This window comes from Phormidium tenue FACHB-1050 (assembly GCF_014696925.1).
Taxonomy (GTDB): Bacteria; Cyanobacteriota; Cyanobacteriia; order Pseudanabaenales; family Pseudanabaenaceae; genus Pseudanabaena.
Window position 1 is genome coordinate 1 of sequence record NZ_JACJQY010000001.1, and the last position, 18964, is coordinate 18964.

General features: G+C 41.3%; 18 protein-coding genes. 8 read left to right on the top strand and 10 right to left on the bottom strand.

The features are described 5' to 3' along the window. The first annotated feature begins 74 nt into the window (after nt 1-74). From H6G05_RS00005 to H6G05_RS00030, 6 genes are all read left to right on the top strand, one after another. Nucleotides 75-719, top strand: a complete 645-nt coding sequence (locus H6G05_RS00005; RefSeq protein ID WP_190575192.1) for a hypothetical protein — start codon at nt 75-77, stop codon at nt 717-719. A 5-nt stretch (nt 720-724) separates the two neighbouring features. Continuing rightward, nucleotides 725-1099, top strand: a complete 375-nt coding sequence (locus tag H6G05_RS00010) for a hypothetical protein (protein ID WP_190575193.1) — start codon at nt 725-727, stop codon at nt 1097-1099. A gap of 17 nt (nt 1100-1116) precedes the next feature. After that, the gene (locus tag H6G05_RS00015) at nt 1117-1374 is read left to right on the top strand and encodes a hypothetical protein (RefSeq protein ID WP_190575194.1); all 258 of its coding nucleotides are present in this window, start codon (nt 1117-1119) and stop codon (nt 1372-1374) included. A gap of 13 nt (nt 1375-1387) precedes the next feature. Further along, complete coding sequence (locus tag H6G05_RS00020) at nt 1388-1636, top strand: type II toxin-antitoxin system Phd/YefM family antitoxin (protein ID WP_190575196.1); 249 nt, start codon at nt 1388-1390, stop codon at nt 1634-1636. A gap of 2 nt (nt 1637-1638) precedes the next feature. Then, the gene (locus tag H6G05_RS00025) at nt 1639-1860 is read left to right on the top strand and encodes a type II toxin-antitoxin system HicB family antitoxin (RefSeq protein ID WP_190575198.1); all 222 of its coding nucleotides are present in this window, start codon (nt 1639-1641) and stop codon (nt 1858-1860) included. Nucleotides 1861-1951: 91 nt separating this feature from the next. Further along, nucleotides 1952-4345 carry an NAD-binding protein gene (locus H6G05_RS00030; RefSeq protein WP_190575200.1) on the top strand — a complete coding sequence of 798 codons (2394 nt, stop codon included), beginning with the start codon at nt 1952-1954 and terminating at the stop codon, nt 4343-4345. A gap of 49 nt (nt 4346-4394) precedes the next feature. Here the strand turns inward: H6G05_RS00030 and H6G05_RS00035 are convergent, their stop codons facing one another. The 6 genes from H6G05_RS00035 to H6G05_RS00060 form a co-directional block, all read right to left on the bottom strand. Further along, entirely contained in the window at nt 4395-5735 is a 1341-nt protein-coding gene (locus tag H6G05_RS00035; protein ID WP_190575201.1) for an ArsB/NhaD family transporter, read from the bottom strand. A gap of 197 nt (nt 5736-5932) precedes the next feature. Further along, complete coding sequence (locus H6G05_RS00040; RefSeq protein WP_190575202.1) at nt 5933-7129, bottom strand: pentapeptide repeat-containing protein; 1197 nt, start codon at nt 7127-7129, stop codon at nt 5933-5935. Nucleotides 7130-7191: 62 nt separating this feature from the next. Beyond that, nucleotides 7192-7902, bottom strand: a complete 711-nt coding sequence (locus H6G05_RS00045; protein ID WP_190575204.1) for a helix-hairpin-helix domain-containing protein — start codon at nt 7900-7902, stop codon at nt 7192-7194. Nucleotides 7903-8003: 101 nt separating this feature from the next. Then, on the bottom strand, nt 8004-8339 hold the full coding sequence (locus tag H6G05_RS00050; RefSeq protein ID WP_190575206.1) for an NINE protein: 336 nt from the start codon (nt 8337-8339) through the stop codon (nt 8004-8006). A gap of 43 nt (nt 8340-8382) precedes the next feature. Then, entirely contained in the window at nt 8383-8595 is a 213-nt protein-coding gene (locus H6G05_RS00055) for a hypothetical protein (RefSeq protein ID WP_190575208.1), read from the bottom strand. Between the two features lie 42 nt (nt 8596-8637). Then, on the bottom strand, nt 8638-9210 hold the full coding sequence (locus H6G05_RS00060; RefSeq protein WP_190575210.1) for a Uma2 family endonuclease: 573 nt from the start codon (nt 9208-9210) through the stop codon (nt 8638-8640). 194 nt (nt 9211-9404) lie between these two features. Between H6G05_RS00060 and H6G05_RS00065 the strand changes: the two genes are divergently transcribed. Both H6G05_RS00065 and H6G05_RS00070 read left to right on the top strand, forming a co-directional pair. Beyond that, the gene (locus H6G05_RS00065; RefSeq protein WP_190575212.1) at nt 9405-10682 is read left to right on the top strand and encodes an aminotransferase class V-fold PLP-dependent enzyme; all 1278 of its coding nucleotides are present in this window, start codon (nt 9405-9407) and stop codon (nt 10680-10682) included. Nucleotides 10683-10766: 84 nt separating this feature from the next. After that, nucleotides 10767-11369, top strand: coding sequence for a CPBP family intramembrane glutamic endopeptidase (locus H6G05_RS00070; RefSeq protein WP_190575214.1), 603 nt, complete (start codon nt 10767-10769; stop codon nt 11367-11369). Nucleotides 11370-11466: 97 nt separating this feature from the next. Here H6G05_RS00070 and H6G05_RS00075 read toward each other — a convergent pair whose 3' ends face one another. The 4 genes from H6G05_RS00075 to H6G05_RS00090 form a co-directional block, all read right to left on the bottom strand. Continuing rightward, entirely contained in the window at nt 11467-11742 is a 276-nt protein-coding gene (locus H6G05_RS00075) for an HU family DNA-binding protein (protein ID WP_094531843.1), read from the bottom strand. Between the two features lie 204 nt (nt 11743-11946). Next, nucleotides 11947-14217 (bottom strand): transglycosylase domain-containing protein, encoded by a 2271-nt coding sequence (locus tag H6G05_RS00080; protein WP_190575216.1) that lies wholly within the window; start codon nt 14215-14217, stop codon nt 11947-11949. Nucleotides 14218-14338: 121 nt separating this feature from the next. Further along, nucleotides 14339-15175 carry a universal stress protein gene (locus H6G05_RS00085; protein WP_190575218.1) on the bottom strand — a complete coding sequence of 279 codons (837 nt, stop codon included), beginning with the start codon at nt 15173-15175 and terminating at the stop codon, nt 14339-14341. A 310-nt stretch (nt 15176-15485) separates the two neighbouring features. After that, entirely contained in the window at nt 15486-18914 is a 3429-nt protein-coding gene (locus H6G05_RS00090; RefSeq protein WP_190575220.1) for a leucine-rich repeat domain-containing protein, read from the bottom strand. Nucleotides 18915-18964: the final 50 nt, after the last annotated feature.

The following is an 18964-nucleotide window of genomic DNA, read 5'->3' on the forward strand; positions in this document are numbered from 1 at the left end:
GGCATGTTTTCTAGTGCTTCTCGTTCATATTGTGGTGGTTCTTTCATCCCTTTACTTTAACCACTTTGACTCTTTTGTCAATTTCTTACCTGATTCTTTACCTAATACCTATAGCAGAAGCTCTTAGCAAATTTAATAATGAATATGTTGTGAAATCATTGTATAAATTATTAGGCAAAGGGAACAAATTTGCAGCTATTCCATTAGTGAGTTTTGGAAAGCAAGATGCAGTTCCATCTTTACTTGAATTACTAAAAGAACCATTACAAGCAAAGGTTATGGATGATCTCATTTCTTTTGCTTCTTTAGGGAATTTGACGATAGCTTCAGAACTAATTTCAATTTTGCAGAATATCAATAACTATGATCATACAGATGAATGTTTTCGTAATAGGGTAGCAATAGTCCTTGCGAAAATTGAACATAATGATATGGTTTGTTATCTTCCTGATTTAGTTAAACTGCTTCCAACCGAAGTAGGTGAACAAGCATCATGGGCAATCGCTTCCATTCAGTTTCGTTGTCAGTTTTACAACTATGAAATCGCCTGTCATTCTGATTCAGAAATACAAAAGGCTGAAAATCTTCGCTTATCCAGACAAGGAACAACCGTAGTCAATAACTATATTGACCAAAGCCACTCAACCATCGGTGTCAACTATGCTGCTGAAAATAGCAACATTCAATTTCAACAAAATGTGAACCAAAACAAGGACTAACCATCATGACTGACAAACAACCAATCATCAACTTCAACCAAAACAATGCAACCATTGGAGTTAACTATGCTGCTGAAAATAGCAATATCAAATTTCAGCAAAATATAAATATAACCGAACAAGACCTTGCCATAGCTGCTCAAAAGATTCAAGCCATTTTAAATCAGCTTGCCCAAACCTATCCCACTACTACTGAAATACAAAAACAGGACTTCATTCACAAATTTCTAGAACGGATTGAATCCACACCTGACTTGATTAAAGTAATTCTTGCGGGTGGCATTGAATGGGTAAAAGCTCTATTTCCGCTTGCTGGAATCCCTATTGAAATGTCACGCAGCATCTATGAAGCCGTGAAAAAGCGTCATAACCAGTCATAAACTACAAGGAAAATACAATGACAACATCGTTAATTACACCACTTACCACATTACCCAAAAATCTCCCCCTTGATGGCGCGATCGCTATAACACTACAGGACGGAGTAATGATCTTTCGCGCATCACAAAACATCCAAGAACGTATCGAGAACCTACTCGACAAACGAGAAGAAACCCCACTCACTGAAACGGAAGAACAAGAACTAGATGATTTTGCAGCGATCGATGACTATCTCAGCTTTGTCAATCGCATGATTCGCAATCAAATTAATTAAATTGAGGAATACAATGGATTACCTACTACTTCAAGAAGCTACGGAAAACTTTAATAACTTGATTAATCAAGTCAGCACAAACCATAAACCCGTCATGATTAAAGGCTCAGAAAATGACGTGGTTGTGATTTCAAAAGAAGACTGGACAGCGATCGAAGAGACTATTTATCTAAACTCCATCCATGGATATATCGACTCACTCAAAGAGGTCATGAGCAGCTCTAGAAGTGAATGGGTAAACGCTCAAGAGCTAGGACTGTAACTATGAAAGATTATCACATCGATATTTTCTACAGCGAAGAAGACGAAGCCTATATTGCCGATATTCCTGACTTGAAATATTGCTCAGCGATCGCCCAAACTCCACATCAAGCACTCCATGAAGTAATTCTAGCTAAAACCGCATGGCTAGAAGTTGCCACCGCAGAAAACAAAACAATCCCATCTAAGAATCATCAGATCCAAAATTCTCGTTTGAAACTCTAGTAACGTAAAGAGCTAAGATAACCTGCTATTAATGTTCATGGTTTAAGATTAAAGTTTTGCAAATTTACTAGTTTGAGAACGTGAATAAAGAATGCGATCGCTTGCTGTACAAATTAAAAATTGCTTACTTGACCTAGAAATCAAAGTAAATGTCACAGTCAGACAAAAGCCTCAAGAGTTACATATTCTATTAGAGTCTACTTATTTTGGCGATCGCCAAGTGCTAGTAGAAGCGATCGCCACATGTTGTCATGGCTTTGACCATCATAATTTCAAGACTGCACGAATTTATGCATTCTGGTTTGGGCAGCCCTTACCACAATGGATCGAAACTATAGAATTTGATCAAGATCATCTAGCCATAAACAACAAAGAAAAAGAAAATACAAAGCCAACTACCAATTCAGGAACTAATCTAAACGCAGAGAGTGAAAGTGTATGCGATCGCTTCATCGTTTGTGGCTTAGGAAGTCTAGGACAGCATTCAGTCTTTAACTTAAAGAAATTTGCCTATCGCGAATATGAAGTAAAAATTTGTGCGATCGATAAAGTCCAGCCAGAAATTATGGAGTTTGATAACTTCTCAGAATTCCTTGATCAATCCATAATTTTAGGAGATTGTCGGCGCTCTGAAATCTTGACCAAAGCAGGAATCCATAACTGTCGAGCGATTTTGCTAGTCACCAGTAACGAGAATGTGAACATCGAAACCGCGATCGCCGCCCGTCGCCTTAATCCCAATGTGCATATTGTCGTTCGCTCCTCCCGTCAAAATCTCAATCAGTTACTAAAAGATCAATTAGGAAACTTTGTCGCCCTTGATCCTGTAGATCTCCCTGCGGCTTCCTTTGCGGTGGCAGGTTTAGGCGGAGGCACATTAGGCTTATTTCAACTTGGCGATCGCAAATTAAGGGTAGTGGAACGTTTAGTAGAACCAAATGATTATCGTTTTTTGAGAACACCTGCCTATCTCCTACATAAAAAATATTCTCGCCTGTTGAGTGTCACTGACCATAACTCCGATCGCCTCTTCTTTCAATGGGAACCTGATACGATTATCCATGTTGACGATCGAGTTGCCTTCATTGAATTTGTGGAAAATGATTTCTCCACGCCTAGCCGACTTGCTCAACTAACTGATTTTCCTTCTATTCAGCCCAGTTCTTCAGCTTTGCAAAGAATTGATCAACTGTTGCTCAAAATTACAGGTTCCGCATTTTGGAAATCGAAATGGCATCAGATTAGCTCTTGGTTTCAAGCGGTGCGATCGCGTCGTCTCATTCTATGGGGCGTGATAACTGCAATTACCCTATGGGGAATTAGCTCAGTAGTTTTATTCTTTAATGTGCCGAATATTTCATGGCAAAAGGCTGTTTCGGCAAGCATGATCTTGTTGTTAGGAGGATTTGGGGATGTATTTGGAGGACTGAGCGAAGACCAAGTACCTTTGTGGGTGGTGATATTTTGCTTATCCATTACCTTGATCAGTCTACTATTTGTTTTAGGTGTAGTCGGATTGATTGCCGATAGCATTCTCAGTTCCAAATTTGAGTTTTTTAAGCGATCGCTACCTATTCCCAGACGCGATCATATTATTCTGATTGGATTTGGTCGGCTGGGTCAGAGAATTGCGGATATTCTATTCAAGTTACAACTTCCCTTTGTGATCGTTAGTGAAAATCCCCACGACTGTGATCTGGCGGACAAAGTACCTTGGTTCACTGGCAATATTATCGAAGAGTTATCAAAAACAAATTTGGCTACAGCCAAGAGTATTCTCTCGGTCACCGACGATCAGATGCTCAATCTCGAAACTGCTTTGCTAGCCCGTGATGCAGCCAAAAGAATTAATCGCCAAATGAATCTCGCTATTCGTACCTACGATCGCTATTTCAGTGAAAACCTAGCAGAACTTCTGCCCAGTTCTCAATCTTTTTGTGCCTATGCCCTCTCTGCTGAAGCTTTTGCGGGAGCAGCATTTGGCGAAAACATGCTAAGTCTATTTCGCCTCAATCAGCGCACAGTTTTAGTTGCGGAATATATCATTTCCGAGAATGACACATTAATCGGCAAAAATCTTTCGCAAATTGCCTATGGCTATATCGTTGTGCCAGTTTATCTCAAAACTAGCGCCCCTAAAGCTGATGGACATAGTGAGTTCTATATGCCATCCGATGATGAAGTAATGAAAGTAGGCGATCGCCTGACGTTATTAGCTTCAATTTCAGGGCTGAGACGTATTGAATTAGGTAATCTCCATTTACCAAAGCGTTGGCAGTTACGCGCTAAACCACCCCTCAATTCCAGTGTCTTGCTGGATGCGGGCAATAAGCTTAAAAATATTTCAGGTTGCGATCTGGAGATAGCGCGGCGCTTTATGCAAAGTCTCCCTGCGGCGATCGAGTTACCAATGTACGATACGCAGGCTTATCGCCTTGGACAAGCTCTCATGCGATTACTCCCAATTAAAATCTATCCTTTATAGCAATATAAATGAAGGCTGCGCTTCGCGCAGCCTTCATTTATATTGGTCATCAAAAAATCAAAAATCGCAAGGTGACATAGAGCGCCGCAACTACAAGTTGCAGAATCATTACAGGGATGCCATAACGCAAAAATGTCTTAAATGATATTCTCCGCCCATGCTGCTCAGCAACACCTGCGGCAACAATATTTGCCGAGGCTCCTACTAAAGTTCCATTTCCGCCAAGGGTTGCACCGTACATCATCGCGTAAAACAGAGGTAAAACGATCGCTGGTAATTGTCCTGCAAAATCTGGAGAGATAATCTCTGAACCAGCTAAACCGACATTAACCACATATTGCTTGAGTAAGGGAACCATCGCCACCACGAGAGGAATATTCGGGACAACGCTGGAAATTAATCCTACAAAAAAGATCAGAATAATCGAACCAAGGGCAATATTTTTTCCTAAAAGCACTCCCAAGAACCCTGACATACTGCTGATTACACCTGTTTTTTCTAGTCCTCCAATCAGCACAAAAATACACATAAAGAAAATTAAAGTACTCCAATCCACATCCCTCAAAATATGCTGCACAGTGTCAATTTTGCTATGGTGCGCTAACATCAATGCAAGGGCTGAGCCTAGTAAGGCTATGGTTGCTGGAGGTACAGGAATTGGTAATGATTCACCAATTACAAAAAATAGCAGCACAAAAGCAGTGATGATTGCACCAACGATCAGAGTACGAGGGTGATTGATTGTAGGATGAGGAAGACGCTCAAGGTTTTCTAACTTTTTGTTCCAAATTTTGCGAAATAGAAATGGCAGTATGGCAACAATCACGCCAACAGCAAGCGCCCCACCGAGACTGAGTTTGAGTAAATAATCGACAAAACTCATATTGATCGCATCACCGACAATATAAGTTGCGGGATCACCCACAATAGTTAATAAGCCTGAGCTATTTGCCACAAACACCATCAAAATTAACAATGGTACAAAATCCACCCCAATTTCTTCAGCCATTGGCGGAATGAGTGGTGCTAGTAACATTACAGTTGTGGCATTAGGAAGAACTGCACAGATTGGAGTAGTAATGGCAACTATGCCCAATAACAAGCGATCGCCTCTTCCTTTAGCCAAGATCACCATCTGCGTGGCAAGATACTCAAAAACTTTAGTGGGTTGAAAGGCGCGTACCATCACCATCACTCCAAAGAAAAGCCCCAAAGTCCCATGACTTTTACCAATATATCCAAGGGCTTCGGGCATGGTCATCACATTCATGACTATCAGAATGAGAGCGCCCAAAAAAGCGGCGATCGTAAAATGTAGCCATTCAGTAATCAGTAGAACGATCACGCTGATAAAGGTAATCAACGACACTATTGCTTGCCAAGTTGCCATTCTATTTATTAAATCTGTATATAGCTGTCAGTAAAGTTAGGTCATAGAACCTAGAAAGTAAAGGCAGCGATATACGCCGCCTTTACTTTCTAGGTTCTATGTATTCCAGAGAAATCTTAAAAAAGCTTGCTTCGCAAGCTTTTTTAAGATTTCTCTGGGTTTCAAGAAAGCGCAAAACACTGCACTTTCTGGTTATGCTACAAGAAAGTTGCGATGACTTGAGGAGACACGGTTACAAAAGAATTATTTTGTAACAGATCCATTAATGATTGACTTGGTAAATTAATCGCCTCTAATAAACGTTCACTAAAAGCAAGATTATTTTTAGCTTGATAGCGAATTTCTAATTTGAGGATGGTTAGGCGATCGCTTTCCGATGCATCAACATAGCGTTGTAAATATTGCTCAGAAAGCTGTTCAAAAATTTGATGTAATTCTTCAAAGAGAATATGTTCTTGTAAAACCACAGAACCATGCTTCTCTAATTCTGAACCTTGATTGACTTTGCTCACTAATTTAACAAAATCACCTTGAGCAAATTTCGCCTTAGGATTAAATGGACGGCGATCGCTATATTTTCTGAGAATGTAATCAGGCAAGCTTCTCAGGAGATGCTTTAAATAGATAGAATCACAGATCACATCATCCAACTTGGTATCGCCATCAATAATCCATTCCTCAATACATGCCCCCGTGAGATTTGCGGAACTAAAGTCAGTTCCTAAAGCTAGCGATCGGAAGAGATCAGCACCCTCAAGATTTGCCTTAGAGAGATTCGCCTTACTGAGATTTACGGCAAATAATTTTGCCTGCTGCAAATTCGCACCACTAAGATTTGCTTCAAAAAGATTTGCAAAATCCAGATTTGCTTCACTGAGATTCGCACCACTGAGATTTGCTTCTTTGAGATTGGTTTGGTTGGCATTCACAAAAGGAATGGCGTTTCCTGACAAGATCGCCTGAATATTTTTTGCTTTGACAAATTCTGGTATACCGAGGCTGAGATTAGCTTTGTGTAAATTAGCATTGCTTAAATTGGCATTACTCAGATCCGCCTCACAAAGAAGTACATCAGTCAAATCGGCATTCTGGAGCGTTGCATTTTGAAGTTCAGCACCACTCAAGGATGCACCGCTCAGATTCGCTGCATTGAGATTTGCACCGCTCAACTTTGTGCCAAATAAAGTTGCTTCAGTGAGATTAGCATTGCTGAGATTGACTTCACTGAGGTTAGAGCCACTGAGATTAGCTTTACGCAGATTAGCTCCACTGAGATCCGCTTTCTCTAAATTAGCTCCAGCCGCACTAAATCTTTGTCCTTTCTCGCCATGACTCTCTAACCATAGTTGATGCTTGGCTAAATTCTCTTTCAAAGATGCTCTAAAAATTAACATAGATAAGCCTCTAATAATTAGGAGCGGCGCAAAGCACCGCTCCTAATCTATTTAAGTAAGTTTTAAGTGAGTTGGCGATATGCACTAAAGGGAATGCCAGTACGCTTTTTGACATCCATAATCGATTTGAATTCACCTCGTCGTTGTCGCTCTTGGGCGATCGCGATCGCTACGTTGGGTTCTATCCCAATCGCTATCAAATCATCCGCAGTCATGGAGTTAACTCGCTTCCATGAATAACTTGTCTCTTGGCGGTAGTCATAGCCAAAGGTTACCATTGGCGCGATTTTTTGCAGAGTTGAGTTAGGGATTTCGAGAATGTCGTGGAGTTCTTCGAGACTAGTGAAGATATGCCCTTCTGCCCTTAATGAGTCAATATCATTGGCGTAAACGATCGGTAATCCTAAAACGTTAACTAAGTCATTCTTAGAGCAGCCATTAAACTCAATTTTGGGACGGGTAGCAGCGATCGCCTTAAATAGTTTTTCATCTTCAGGTAATGCTAAATGTTTTGGATAAGTCTTGGTTAAGTATTCACGTTTGAGCGCAAAGGCTGTCGCAATTTGAGCAAACCAAACAATTGTCGCAAAGCCAGAAAGATATGGGGATGAGTAGAAAATAATTCCAGCCGTGACGAAACATGCACCGATCCCAATCCAAATATTAGAGCCAGACTTTACGCCAGCGTAGGCGATCGCGCCACCACCCAATGCTGGTACAAAAGACCACCAAACCCAAGATGGTGTTTGATCAAACCATGAAGGTTGAGACATAGCAATTAAAGTGATTACTGTTTATGTATTGACTAGCTCTTAGCGATTAGCGATTAGCTTATGACTAACAAAAGCTAATCGCTAATCCCCAATTCTGAAAGCTAAATATTCTTAAGTAGCTTTTTTCGTTTTTCTTCGTACTCTTCAGCCGTGATTATACCGTCATCATAAAGTTTTTTCAGATCCCCAAGGGCTGAAGTCGAATCTTTGACGGATGCTGTAGCTGTATTTGCCCCACCGTTAAATCTACGGTTAAATTCAGCATCAGCCATTAACAACAGCATAATAAACTCAATAAAAGCAGCAAGAGAAGGGATGCCTGTCCAGCAAAACAGTAGGTAAACGATTCCCCAACCAGATTGCCCTAGATAAAATTTGTGCGCTCCAAATGCTCCTAGAAAGAAACACCAAAGAATTGCATTAGTTCTGGTCTTCATTACTATCTCCCTCTTAAAACTTGGTTAATGTATAACTACAGGCTTATCTTACAGGCTTGGAAATCTTCTTAGCTAGTAAATATACTATGAGGATTCCCAATTTTGCCTCTAGTAATACTATGGAAATTTGCAGATAAGGATGCATATCGGGATTGGTGTTAAGGACAAACGCAGCTAGCCCGACGAGAGCCAAGGGTAGAAATCTCAAGTTTTTGACTAAGGGTTTCACGCTCAAATGTTTAAAATCAGATGCCATAACTTTTTCTCTGTAAGAGCGATCTCTAAAATAATGCCCTATTTACATTGAAAACTCAATGTTTCGATAGATTTCTGCGATCGCTAATTCAGTATTTAGGGACTCTAACAAAATCGACTGATCTAAACTATCAAAATCGCTGTATGTCCAGACTTGTGCTTGCTTACTATAGCGTTCCACAAAAATTTTGTTTTGGCGAATTAAGAGATATTCACAGAAACTGGGAATAGACCGATACATCCGAAACTTATCTGTGCGATCGTATTCCTCCGTCGATGGCGAAAGCACTTCTACAATTAGAACAGGATTTAAAACTTCATCCTCGCGATCACCATTAAATTGTAAAGCCCCATCAAAAACCATCGCATCAGGATATACGCCACGCCGATAATCAGGAATCCACAGCCGTAAATCATTGTTAATTGCTTCAAAGTTCGTGTCTCGCAGCAAAAATTTGAGGAGAGCAAAAACATTTCCACCAATACGGCTATGTTTAACAGTTCCACCAGTCATTGCAATAATTTCTCCATCGTGGTATTCACATTTTTCTTCAGCGGTATCGGCGATCGCGCGATATTCATCGAGACTGTAATGGCGCTGAATGGTGGCAATCATGGAGTTGTAACTGAAAGACAACATTGATATTCTAGCGTCATCTCTGAACATGAATTAAAAAAGCAAACCCCGTAAGGGTTTTAAAAACAAAATGGCATAGCCATTTTGTTTTTTTTGCATAACTTGCCTTATTTTTACTTGGCTGCAAGTAGCTATAGAATAGGAAATAGCTGAATATTTTGTAGGAGTTGGTTTTGATTTCTTCAGCAGGACTTTCTGATAGTTTGGATTCTGACACTTTGGAGCGCGATCGCGAAGAAGACCTATTAGCGCATCGATCGCATTTTCCTGCTTTAGGAGTTGAAAATCGTACTTACTTTAACTATGGCGGACAGGGGGTTATGTGTGGGGCAGCCCTAGATGCGATCAACAAAAACTTTCGTCATATCGAGTCACTGGGTAGCTTTTCTAATGCGGCTGGGGATTGGATGGTATCTGAATATAATGCTACAAAAAACGCGATCGCCCAAGAATTTCAAGTCAGCCCCACCACGATTACCCTCACCGAAAATACAACTATTGGCTGCAATATTGCTCTTTGGGCGGTGGATTGGCAGCAAGGCGATCACTTATTGCTCTCAGACTGCGAACACCCTGGAATTATTGCGGCGGCTATCCAAATTCAGAAACGCTTTGGTATCGAAATTGACTATTTCCCCTTGACTAATACTCGCAATGCTAGCGCTGAAGGGAAAGATAGTGAAACAGTCGTGGAATTATTAGTTCAGCATTTGCAACCCCAAACGCGGATGGTGATGCTCAGTCATATTTGCTGGAATACAGGACAAGTTTTGCCATTAAAGGCGATCACTAAGGCTTGCCATGCTCAAAATGTGTTGGTTGCCGTTGATGCCGCGCAGTCAGTGGGTGTATTGCCCTTAAATCTGGCGGATATTGCGGCGGATTTTTATGCTTTTACTACCCATAAATGGTGGTGTGCGCCCCTAGGTTTGGGTGCTTTGTATATTCGCCCAGAGGTTTTTGAGGTGATCGAACCAGTATTTGTGGGTTGGCGCGGACTCACAGGCAAGCTTCCTATTCCTCAGTGGCGACAAGATGGGGCAAAGTTTGAGGTGGCTAGCTCGACCTATGCACTCTATGAGTCAATGCGAATTGCGATTGTCCATGCAAATGGTTGGGGAACACAACTGCAACGCTATCAGCGCATTTGTCAACTGAGTAAAATTGTATGGGAACGACTGAATGCTTTGCCCCATATTGATTGTATAAGGCAACTACCTCCAGAGTCGGGACTCATTTCCTTTAAAGTTAATCAGGAATTAATCCCAAGCACATCTCAGAGTGCGATCGCCCAAAAGTCCCATGCATTAATTGCCAAACATTTGGAATCAGAACATCAAATCTTGATCCGTGCGCTTCCCGATCCTGATTGTTTAAGGGCTTCAGTTCATTACTTGACTTCTATTGCTGATATAGAACGTTTGATTTCAGTCTTTGCAGCTATTGATTAAAATTCTCTTCCCTAAATTCTTCTCTCTAAAACAACAAGAATTATCAACTTCCCAACCTTTAGTTAAATCCACCAAGTCTCTACCATGTCTCTATTTTCACAAGCACCTCAACCAACTCCCGACAAAAAAGATCAAACTCTTTCGCGATCGCAGGTACTCATTGCGATGGCAGTAACGGCGATCATCTTTTTGGGAATCTCCAAGGGTTGGGTTTACTTAACGGGTATTCCTATGATTCCGTTAAATTGGCAGCCCGAACATGCCGCGATCGGTGCAGGAATAGGGATAGGTGTAGCTCTACTTAGCAGTTTAATTTATGAAATATGGGAAAGTTACCGTATTGCGGCTCAAGAATATCTAGAAATGGTACTTAAACCCTTAGAACCAATCGATCTAATTTGGCTGGGCTTATTACCTGGATTAAGCGAAGAAATGCTATTTCGGGGGGTGGCTTTACCAGCACTTGGGATGAATGGAATTGCTTTGATTATTACTAGTGTTGTGTTTGGAGCCTTACATATGGCGAGTACTAAGCATTTGTCCTATACGGTTTGGGCGATCGCAGTTGGTATGATGCTTGGTGCAGTCACAATGTATACAGGTAATCTGTTATCAGCCATCATTGCTCATATCCTTACAAATTCACTTTCAGGCATCATTTGGAAATACAAACAATCCAAAATCTAAAGATGACGCAAAGCGCCATTTCTAGATTTTGAATTCTAAAAATGAGAGGCAGCGCATCGCGCTGCCTCTCATTTTTAGATGATTGCGTGAAAACGCATTACTCAACAACTTTTTCTTTGAATTGCTTACCAGCCGAAAAAGCAGGAACGCGGGTAGCAGCAATCACCATTTTTTCGCCAGTGCGAGGGTTGCGACCTTCGCGCTCTTGGCGATCGCGTGGCTCGAATGAACCAAAGCCAACTAAAGTAACGCGATCGCCTTCAGCCACGGCATCAACAATTGATTCGAGGGCCGCAGTAACGATCACTTCAATATTTTTCTTGGATACGGATACCTTTTCGGCGATCGCATCTACTAATTCACCTTTATTCACAGATATAGCTCCTATGTCGCTTGAGATTAAGACGTAATTTTTCTGGATTGGTATCAGGATTGCAGTGGTGCGAAACGCCTCTGTACAATCCATAAGACGGAATCAATACTACAGCACCTATGGCAGTCGTCAAGCGCTTTTGACAAAAGTTTCGCAAAAGTTTTTATACCAGTAGAGATTATGCGAAGCATAATCTCTACTGGTTTAGCGTACAGCTTGTCGCATATACTCACCCCAAACCTGTGCAGCAACTGCACTTGAGCCATTGGTCACCCCCTCATCATTACCAAGCCAAACGGCTGTAACGAGGTTTCGCCTTGGCACAGCACCAATAAACCAAAGATCTCTTCCTTCGTCGGTGGTTCCTGTTTTTCCGACCACAGTACCTTGAGGAATCGCCGCCGATCGCCCCGTACCAAATTGGACAACACCACGCATCATATCTACCATTGTGCTAGCGACACCAGTATCGATCGCCTGACGTGGCTTTATAAAGGTATTTGCATCAAAAATAACGCGACAGGTACTACGATCTTTTGGATTTTGACAGTCAGCACTATCGAGAATACGTTTGATGGCGTGGGGTTTGATGTACTTACCTTCATTGACGACGGTGGCATAGGCTCCAGCCATTTCTAAGATTTTGACTTCATTACCCCCTAAAACCATATTGCTTGATTCATCAAGTTTGGCAGTTATCCCTAGGTTCTTTGCCATTTTCACCACATTATCCAAGCCTGCGCTATCGGCAACCCTCACTGCGACGACGTTTTCTGATAGGGCAAAGCCTCGATACATGTCGATCGCACCGCTACCGCCATTGTGACAGCCGATAAGCCCTGAGAGGGCGCTACAGGAAAATGTAGTGCTAGGGGAAATGCCGCGATCGATCGCCGCAGCATAACTAAATAATTTAAAAGTTGAACCTGGTTGGCGTAGGGCTTGGGAAGCACGGTTAAACTGGCTTGCTCTGTAGTCAACACCACCTGTCATCGTTAGGAGCGAACCGTCACTGCTATTCACCGTCACGATCGCCCCTTGACTAAATCCGTAGCTGCCGCCATCACGAGCAACAGCATCACGTAAAGCATCATCGGAAGCCTTTTGCATGGCGAGATCGAGATTAGTCTCTACAATCAGATTTCCTTCCCGCGCAAAGTTATCGCCGAGAATATCTTGTAATTCTTCAAACACATAGCTGTAGTAATAAGGCGCAACCGAGCCTTGCAGCTTAGTTTTGGCCGCTTCATTGAGAATTAGTACCGATCGCCTTGCCCGCTCAGCATCTTTATCGGTAATCATCCCCAATTCCGCCATGCGATTGAGAATGCGATCGCGATATTCGATCGCTAAGTTTTTGTTTTTAAAAGGATTAATCGTTTCAGGAGAAGGTAACAGCCCGACTAGGGTTGCAGCTTCCGAGAGCGATAATTCTGAAGCTTCTTTGCCAAAATAAAGTTTAGCGGCATCCTTAAAGCCATAAACGCCATAACCCGTATAGGCTCGATTGAGATATAGCCGCAGGATTTCTTCTTTGTTATAGGTAAATGTGAGTTTAATCGCCGCCGCCGCCTCACGCCATTTGCGTCCTGCGGAGTCATCTGTCCCCACATAGGTTTTGCCCAACAAGTTTCTCGCTAACTGCTGGGTGATGGTGCTAGCGCCTTCTAAGCGCTCACCCCGACTACGGACATTGGTGACGATCGCCCTCGCCACACCTACAGGATCAACACCAATATTCCAATAGAAGGAGGTATCTTCAGAGGCGATTACCGCTTGCGGAATGAATTTCCCAAACTCACCCAGACTGGCATATTCCGTATGATTAGCAATATCCGTGGGATCAAGGCGCTTGATACTGTCGCCAGCAAAAACTTCTACGGGACCCTGTTGAGTCACGGGTAAAGGCTTGAGATCAGGAACACGGCTAAGCTCATAGCCGATCGCTAAAACCAGCATCCCTGCGATCGCGCCAATGCCGATTCCCGTATATTGCACTGTGCGAATATACCAAGGCGGCGGGTCAATATAGCGAATTGTGGCGGCTTCGGCAAGTTCAGGAGGTCCTAAAGTAATTGTCATTTTGTGACGCAGTGGCACGGACTTAAGGCGCTGCTTTTGACGATAAATGCCATTAGTCGAGTCTTGGTCTTGCAGAATAAATTGGGCTTTCTTTTGGGTGCGATCGCGAACTAATTGTGCATGAACTTGGCTCACAAGCGGAGTTTGCACGACGATATCGCATTTGCCAGTACTGCGTCCTAATATGTAGCGATCGCCCACTAAGTCATAAATTTCGGGTTTATCTTTTTGCGATCGGCGTACTTCTAGTTTGGGGACACGCTCTTTGGGATTAATTTTTAAAACACCATTAACCACCTGAGTAAGCTGATGGATCTGGGTCATCAACTTGGACTGAGGTGGTTTCGGGGACTTAGGCTGTGATGGTGGCTGTGGCGATTGTGACGATTTCATAGGTAGCTAGGACGCTAAATTTGAGGGCGTGGTTTCCGATTATGCTCTCAAATTTAATTATGCACTTAAATAAAGAAGAGCAACGCTTAGCGTTGCTCTTCTCAGCATATTTCAATATTTTTTATGCTTCTATGGTGCGTGTTAGCAGTACGGGAACTGTGGCATTAACACGCACATAGTCAGATACTGAGGAACCCAACAAGCGATCGAGGTCGGGCAAACTACGGGCGATCGAGGGGCGGCGATCGGGTGAACCAATCATCAAGAGACTAGCATTGGAATCATCGGCGAGTTTACAGATTTCTTTGCCCACATCACCAGAACTGATGAAGGTGCGAGTTGGAATATTCATCCGCTTCAGTTTAGCGCTCGCTTCAACTAAAACTGGATCGGTGTTAGCATTGGCATCCTCTTTGCGCTTGACTACCCTTGCTAAGAAAATCTCTACATCCTTTGCGCCACTGACAAGTTTAATGGCGAGATCAAGGCAATTATTGGCGGAGGCTGAACCATCTACGGAAACCATCACACTCCGAATCGTCTTGATGTAAACGTCATCCTTGATCAGCAGCATGGGTGCGTCAGATAATTGGAAAACATACTGACTGACCGAGTTTGCCAAAATAGCTTGCAAGCGCCCCATGCCACGAGATCCCATGATCATTAGGTCTGGCTTTAGATCTTCAGCAATTTTGCAGACTACATCTTTAGGCTCACCTTCTTTGAGCATTGCTACGGTGGTATTACCTGAAGCCAAGCGCAAATTTTTTACTTCTCTTTCGACAATCTTTTCACCCGCAAGACGATATTCTGTAATCGCTTCGGAGTTGGTTGAATTGGGGATGACATGCAGTACATTAACTTGCAAATTTTGCATACTAGGCAGGGCTAGTAGCATGTTCATCATTTCGCGCGATCGCCCCGAACCATCGACAGCCAATAAAACTTGTTGGAACATAATCTTAGATCTTTAAAAATTTGCTATATCTTGAGTAAAGCTTAATTACAAGGCGATCGCTGCAAAACGTTGAGATTCTTAAAAATTAAATATTGAATCCTCTGTGCCTATACCTAGCTATAACCATCCTTGAGTTAGCTACTCCTATTGGCGATTAATGGAAGTTGGGCAATAACAAGTTTAATTAATTCGATAAATTTTTTCTCGGAGAGGCGATCGCTCAACAAACCAGTAAATATCCAGATCTCCAACTTTTTCTTGGCGATCGTAAAGGACTATAAATTCATAAAAAAGTCGGGGAGCTTAATCTCTAACCTTCTAGAAAGCCTTTGGTTGCTGCAATTACAGTTTTTGCAACTGGATGATTGATGGCTTCTTCTAGTGCAGTAACGCTACCTTCTTTAAGAGCGTTAACTATTTTTTGTTGAAGTGTGGAATCATTTTTGATGACTTTGAGAGCTTCATTTTTTATAGAATTTTGTCCCTTTTCGGTGTTGGGATTATATTCTTCAGAAAGTTGATCGAGTAGCTCTTTGATTTCTTTGGCAGCTTGGGAAAGATTGGAAGAATAGTTGTTCTGTGTGCCGATGTTGTCTCCTGCAACTGTTATATTACCAGTGTTAACTTGTCCGACTGAGTTGTGGAAGTTTAAAGTGGTTTCAGAATTGCTCACGGTTTCCTCTTGATTTTGATTAACGTAAATGTTAACAGATGCTGAATTTGATAGTTGGTTATCCAATCGTTTATTTTCATCTTCAAAAGATTTGTAAAGCATTGACCTTGCGCCAGCATCATCAATTAAGCTTATTACATTGACAGATTCATAACTAATGTCACATTCAACCGTGTATTTGCGGTTTTCGTAGCGGCGTTTGAGGTTGGCGAAGTCGTAGAAATGGGGATTTTGACTGCCTCCACAGGTGTTGCAGTTGCAGGGGATTAGCTTTTTGAATTTGTCGGCGAGGCGTGTGTAAGAACTGTGGATTTTGTCGAGTTCGTGGGTAACGACTGTTAGTAAGTCGCGCTTGTTTTTGCCAGAGACTCGGATCTTGATTTCACGTTTGCCGTAGTTTTCAATAACTTCGGCTCGGGTGATAGCATATTCACGCTTATGGATGATTACGCCGCTACGCCAGACAATTTGTTTGTTTTCAGTATCTTTCTCAATATACTCGTGCATGGAGACGATGAACTGGCAAACAATCCCTTTGGGCATGAAGTCATAAGTATAGAGAAGAATTAGGTTATTTCGTTCGTCCCAAAGATAGTTCGGCTGAGTTTTCGTAAGGAGTTGAGGAGCAATATAACTGTCTAATGTTTGAGGTATTTTGTAGCATAATTGGAATTTTTGCATTAGTTCCAAGAGTTCAGCATACATTTCCCTGTATTCTTCGTTGCTCCAGATTTGAGATAGATCTTTATAAGTGAAGCGCCCAAAGTTAGCAATTACCTCTGTACTATCTAGAATAGCATAAGCCGCATCAGTTGCCCATTTGGGTTTGAGGATGACAGTTTTATAGAGAGGTGAAGTTTTATCGTCTTGAAAATGAAGGCAAATACCAAGATCATGGAAATATTCACTTAGTTTAAATTTATATGTACCCTCTTTATATCCATTCTCTTCGCAAATTTGTATATAGTCCATATAGCTAATGTAATTTCGCGAATCTTGCTCTAAAGCAGTGCGGACTTTAACCCATGTTTTTGGTAGAAGGTCACCAATATGGGGGAGTTGGTTCATTTGATATTTACATGCATCAATAATTTTCTCTAAATTGTAGTTGTCTGCAAGGTTGGTTGGAATGTCCTCTTTTAGACTCCGAAAGTCACTGCGTAGATTACTAGGGAGTTCTCTTTTGCGATTTTCCTTTTCATTTTTGACAATCAAAATTGGACTATTCTCACCAAGTAATTCTATAATACTGAGCCAATAGTAAAAATCCGTATCTTCCTTACGATTATCGGCAACAAGGATGTATAAAGAACGTTTGCTGAGAAAAAACTGATGGGTCGTATGATAAATTTCTTGCCCTCCAAAGTCCCAAATATTTACGAAGAAACGATTTTCATCCTCTCTAACGAATGACCATCTTAAAACTTCTATTCCTTTGGTCGTATCTTCTTTGCATAGTTGGTAATTAGGATTAATGATTTTATTGGCTAGAGAAGTTTTGCCAGCACCGCCTTCTCCCACAATCAGTAGTTTTGCTTCATAGAGATAATCTACGCCTTCAGTTTCTAGCTGTTGGAAGTACTCTCGAATAGCTGTGATGCCTTTTTTTGTCAATTCTAAAGGTGGGATTTGAATTGGATTTTTACTTAAACCTAGATACGAAAGCTTTAGCAACTTGGCTATTGATGGTGGCAATATCTCTATTTTATTCTCCTGTAATTCAAGAGATTCAAGAGCAGGTAACTTTGTTATTACCTCTGGGAAATGTTCGATAATTTTATTGTTTTTTAGATCAAGGAATTGTAGATTGATTAGCTGAGCAAGTGCTTCTGGAATATTACTGATTCTATTAAAGCCGAGATTGAGAAATTGGAGGTTTGTCAATCTCGATATCTCTTCTGGAATCTCTTTTATAGAGTTGTGTCTAGTCTGATCTCCACCTAGATCAAGAAATTGGAGATTGACCAACCCTGTGATCGCTCTAGGGAAATAGCTTAGATTATTGGAGTTGAGATGAAGGATCTTAAGGTTGGCTAGATCACTAATCACGTCTGGAATTTGACTGAGATTGTTGTCGCTTAAGTAGAGAGATTGGAGATTCTTTAATCTTGCTATCGATTCAGGAAATCGGTTTAGACGGTTGTCACTTAGGTGGAGAGATTGAAGACTATTTAATTGTGTGATCGATTCTGGGATCTCACTGATATAATTACTTCTTAGATCAAGAGCTTGGAGTTTTGATAGTTTTGTGATTGATTCTGGAAATTCGAGGATACCATTATTCCTTAGGTCGAGAGATTTAAGATTTGATAATTTTGTAATTGACTCTGGGAATTTGTTGATATTGTTGTTGTTTAAGTTAAGGGATTGAAGCCTTTTTAATCCTATGATTGAATTAGGGAAATACTCTATCTTATTAGAACTTAGGTCAAGAAATTGAAGGTTGGATAGTTTTGTGATTCCGTTAGCAATCTGACTGATATAGTTGCTTCTTAGATCGAGAGATTGGAGGTTAATCAGTTTCATGATTGTATTAGGAATATCACTAAGACAGTTGTCACTTAAATCAAGCAATTGAAGATTAAACAGCCTTGTTATTATAGAGAATTCGCTTAGCTTATTGGAACTTAAATAAAGAGATTGAAGATTACTCAATTGAGTAATTGATTCTGGTATCTCATCGATAGAGTTGTTCCTTAAGTCAAGAGATTGAAGATGAATAAGATTTATGATTGCTTCAGGGAAATGGCTAATGCGGTTATTACTTAGATCAAGGAATTGGAGATTGCACAACTGTCCTATTACTTCTGGTATTTTGTCGATATCATTAGAGCTTAGATCAAGAGATTGTAAATTGGGCAGCTTTGCTAACTCAATTGGTAAAGTTTGGAGACGATTTTTTAAAATTCTATATTCCGTAATTTTACCTAAAACCAATTTTTTTAGGCTTTTACAGTTACCAATCGCTGCTGGTAATACCTCAATACCTTGCCCAGCCAAGTTGAGTTCTTCCCACTCCTCTCGCGCAGCCTGTTCGATAAGTTCTTCTAATTCTGATGGCAACATGATTTCAAGGAAAAAGTAAAAAGGTAAAAGGCAAAAACTGGGTTGGGTTT

Excerpts from the sequence above, each read along its gene's own strand:
- H6G05_RS00010 (WP_190575193.1), top strand. The coding sequence starts at position 725 with ATGACTGACAAACAACCAATCATCAACTTCAACCAAAACAATGCAACC.
- H6G05_RS00015 (WP_190575194.1), top strand. The coding sequence starts at position 1,117 with ATGACAACATCGTTAATTACACCACTTACCACATTACCCAAAAATCTC.
- H6G05_RS00020 (WP_190575196.1), top strand. The coding sequence starts at position 1,388 with ATGGATTACCTACTACTTCAAGAAGCTACGGAAAACTTTAATAACTTG.
- H6G05_RS00025 (WP_190575198.1), top strand. The coding sequence starts at position 1,639 with ATGAAAGATTATCACATCGATATTTTCTACAGCGAAGAAGACGAAGCC.
- H6G05_RS00030 (WP_190575200.1), top strand. The coding sequence starts at position 1,952 with ATGCGATCGCTTGCTGTACAAATTAAAAATTGCTTACTTGACCTAGAA.
- H6G05_RS00035 (WP_190575201.1), bottom strand. The coding sequence starts at position 5,735 with ATGGCAACTTGGCAAGCAATAGTGTCGTTGATTACCTTTATCAGCGTG.
- H6G05_RS00040 (WP_190575202.1), bottom strand. The coding sequence starts at position 7,129 with ATGTTAATTTTTAGAGCATCTTTGAAAGAGAATTTAGCCAAGCATCAA.
- H6G05_RS00045 (WP_190575204.1), bottom strand. The coding sequence starts at position 7,902 with ATGTCTCAACCTTCATGGTTTGATCAAACACCATCTTGGGTTTGGTGG.
- H6G05_RS00050 (WP_190575206.1), bottom strand. The coding sequence starts at position 8,339 with ATGAAGACCAGAACTAATGCAATTCTTTGGTGTTTCTTTCTAGGAGCA.
- H6G05_RS00055 (WP_190575208.1), bottom strand. The coding sequence starts at position 8,595 with ATGGCATCTGATTTTAAACATTTGAGCGTGAAACCCTTAGTCAAAAAC.
- H6G05_RS00060 (WP_190575210.1), bottom strand. The coding sequence starts at position 9,210 with ATGATTGCCACCATTCAGCGCCATTACAGTCTCGATGAATATCGCGCG.
- H6G05_RS00070 (WP_190575214.1), top strand. The coding sequence starts at position 10,767 with ATGTCTCTATTTTCACAAGCACCTCAACCAACTCCCGACAAAAAAGAT.
- H6G05_RS00080 (WP_190575216.1), bottom strand. The coding sequence starts at position 14,217 with ATGAAATCGTCACAATCGCCACAGCCACCATCACAGCCTAAGTCCCCG.
- H6G05_RS00085 (WP_190575218.1), bottom strand. The coding sequence starts at position 15,175 with ATGTTCCAACAAGTTTTATTGGCTGTCGATGGTTCGGGGCGATCGCGC.
- H6G05_RS00090 (WP_190575220.1), bottom strand. The coding sequence starts at position 18,914 with ATGTTGCCATCAGAATTAGAAGAACTTATCGAACAGGCTGCGCGAGAG.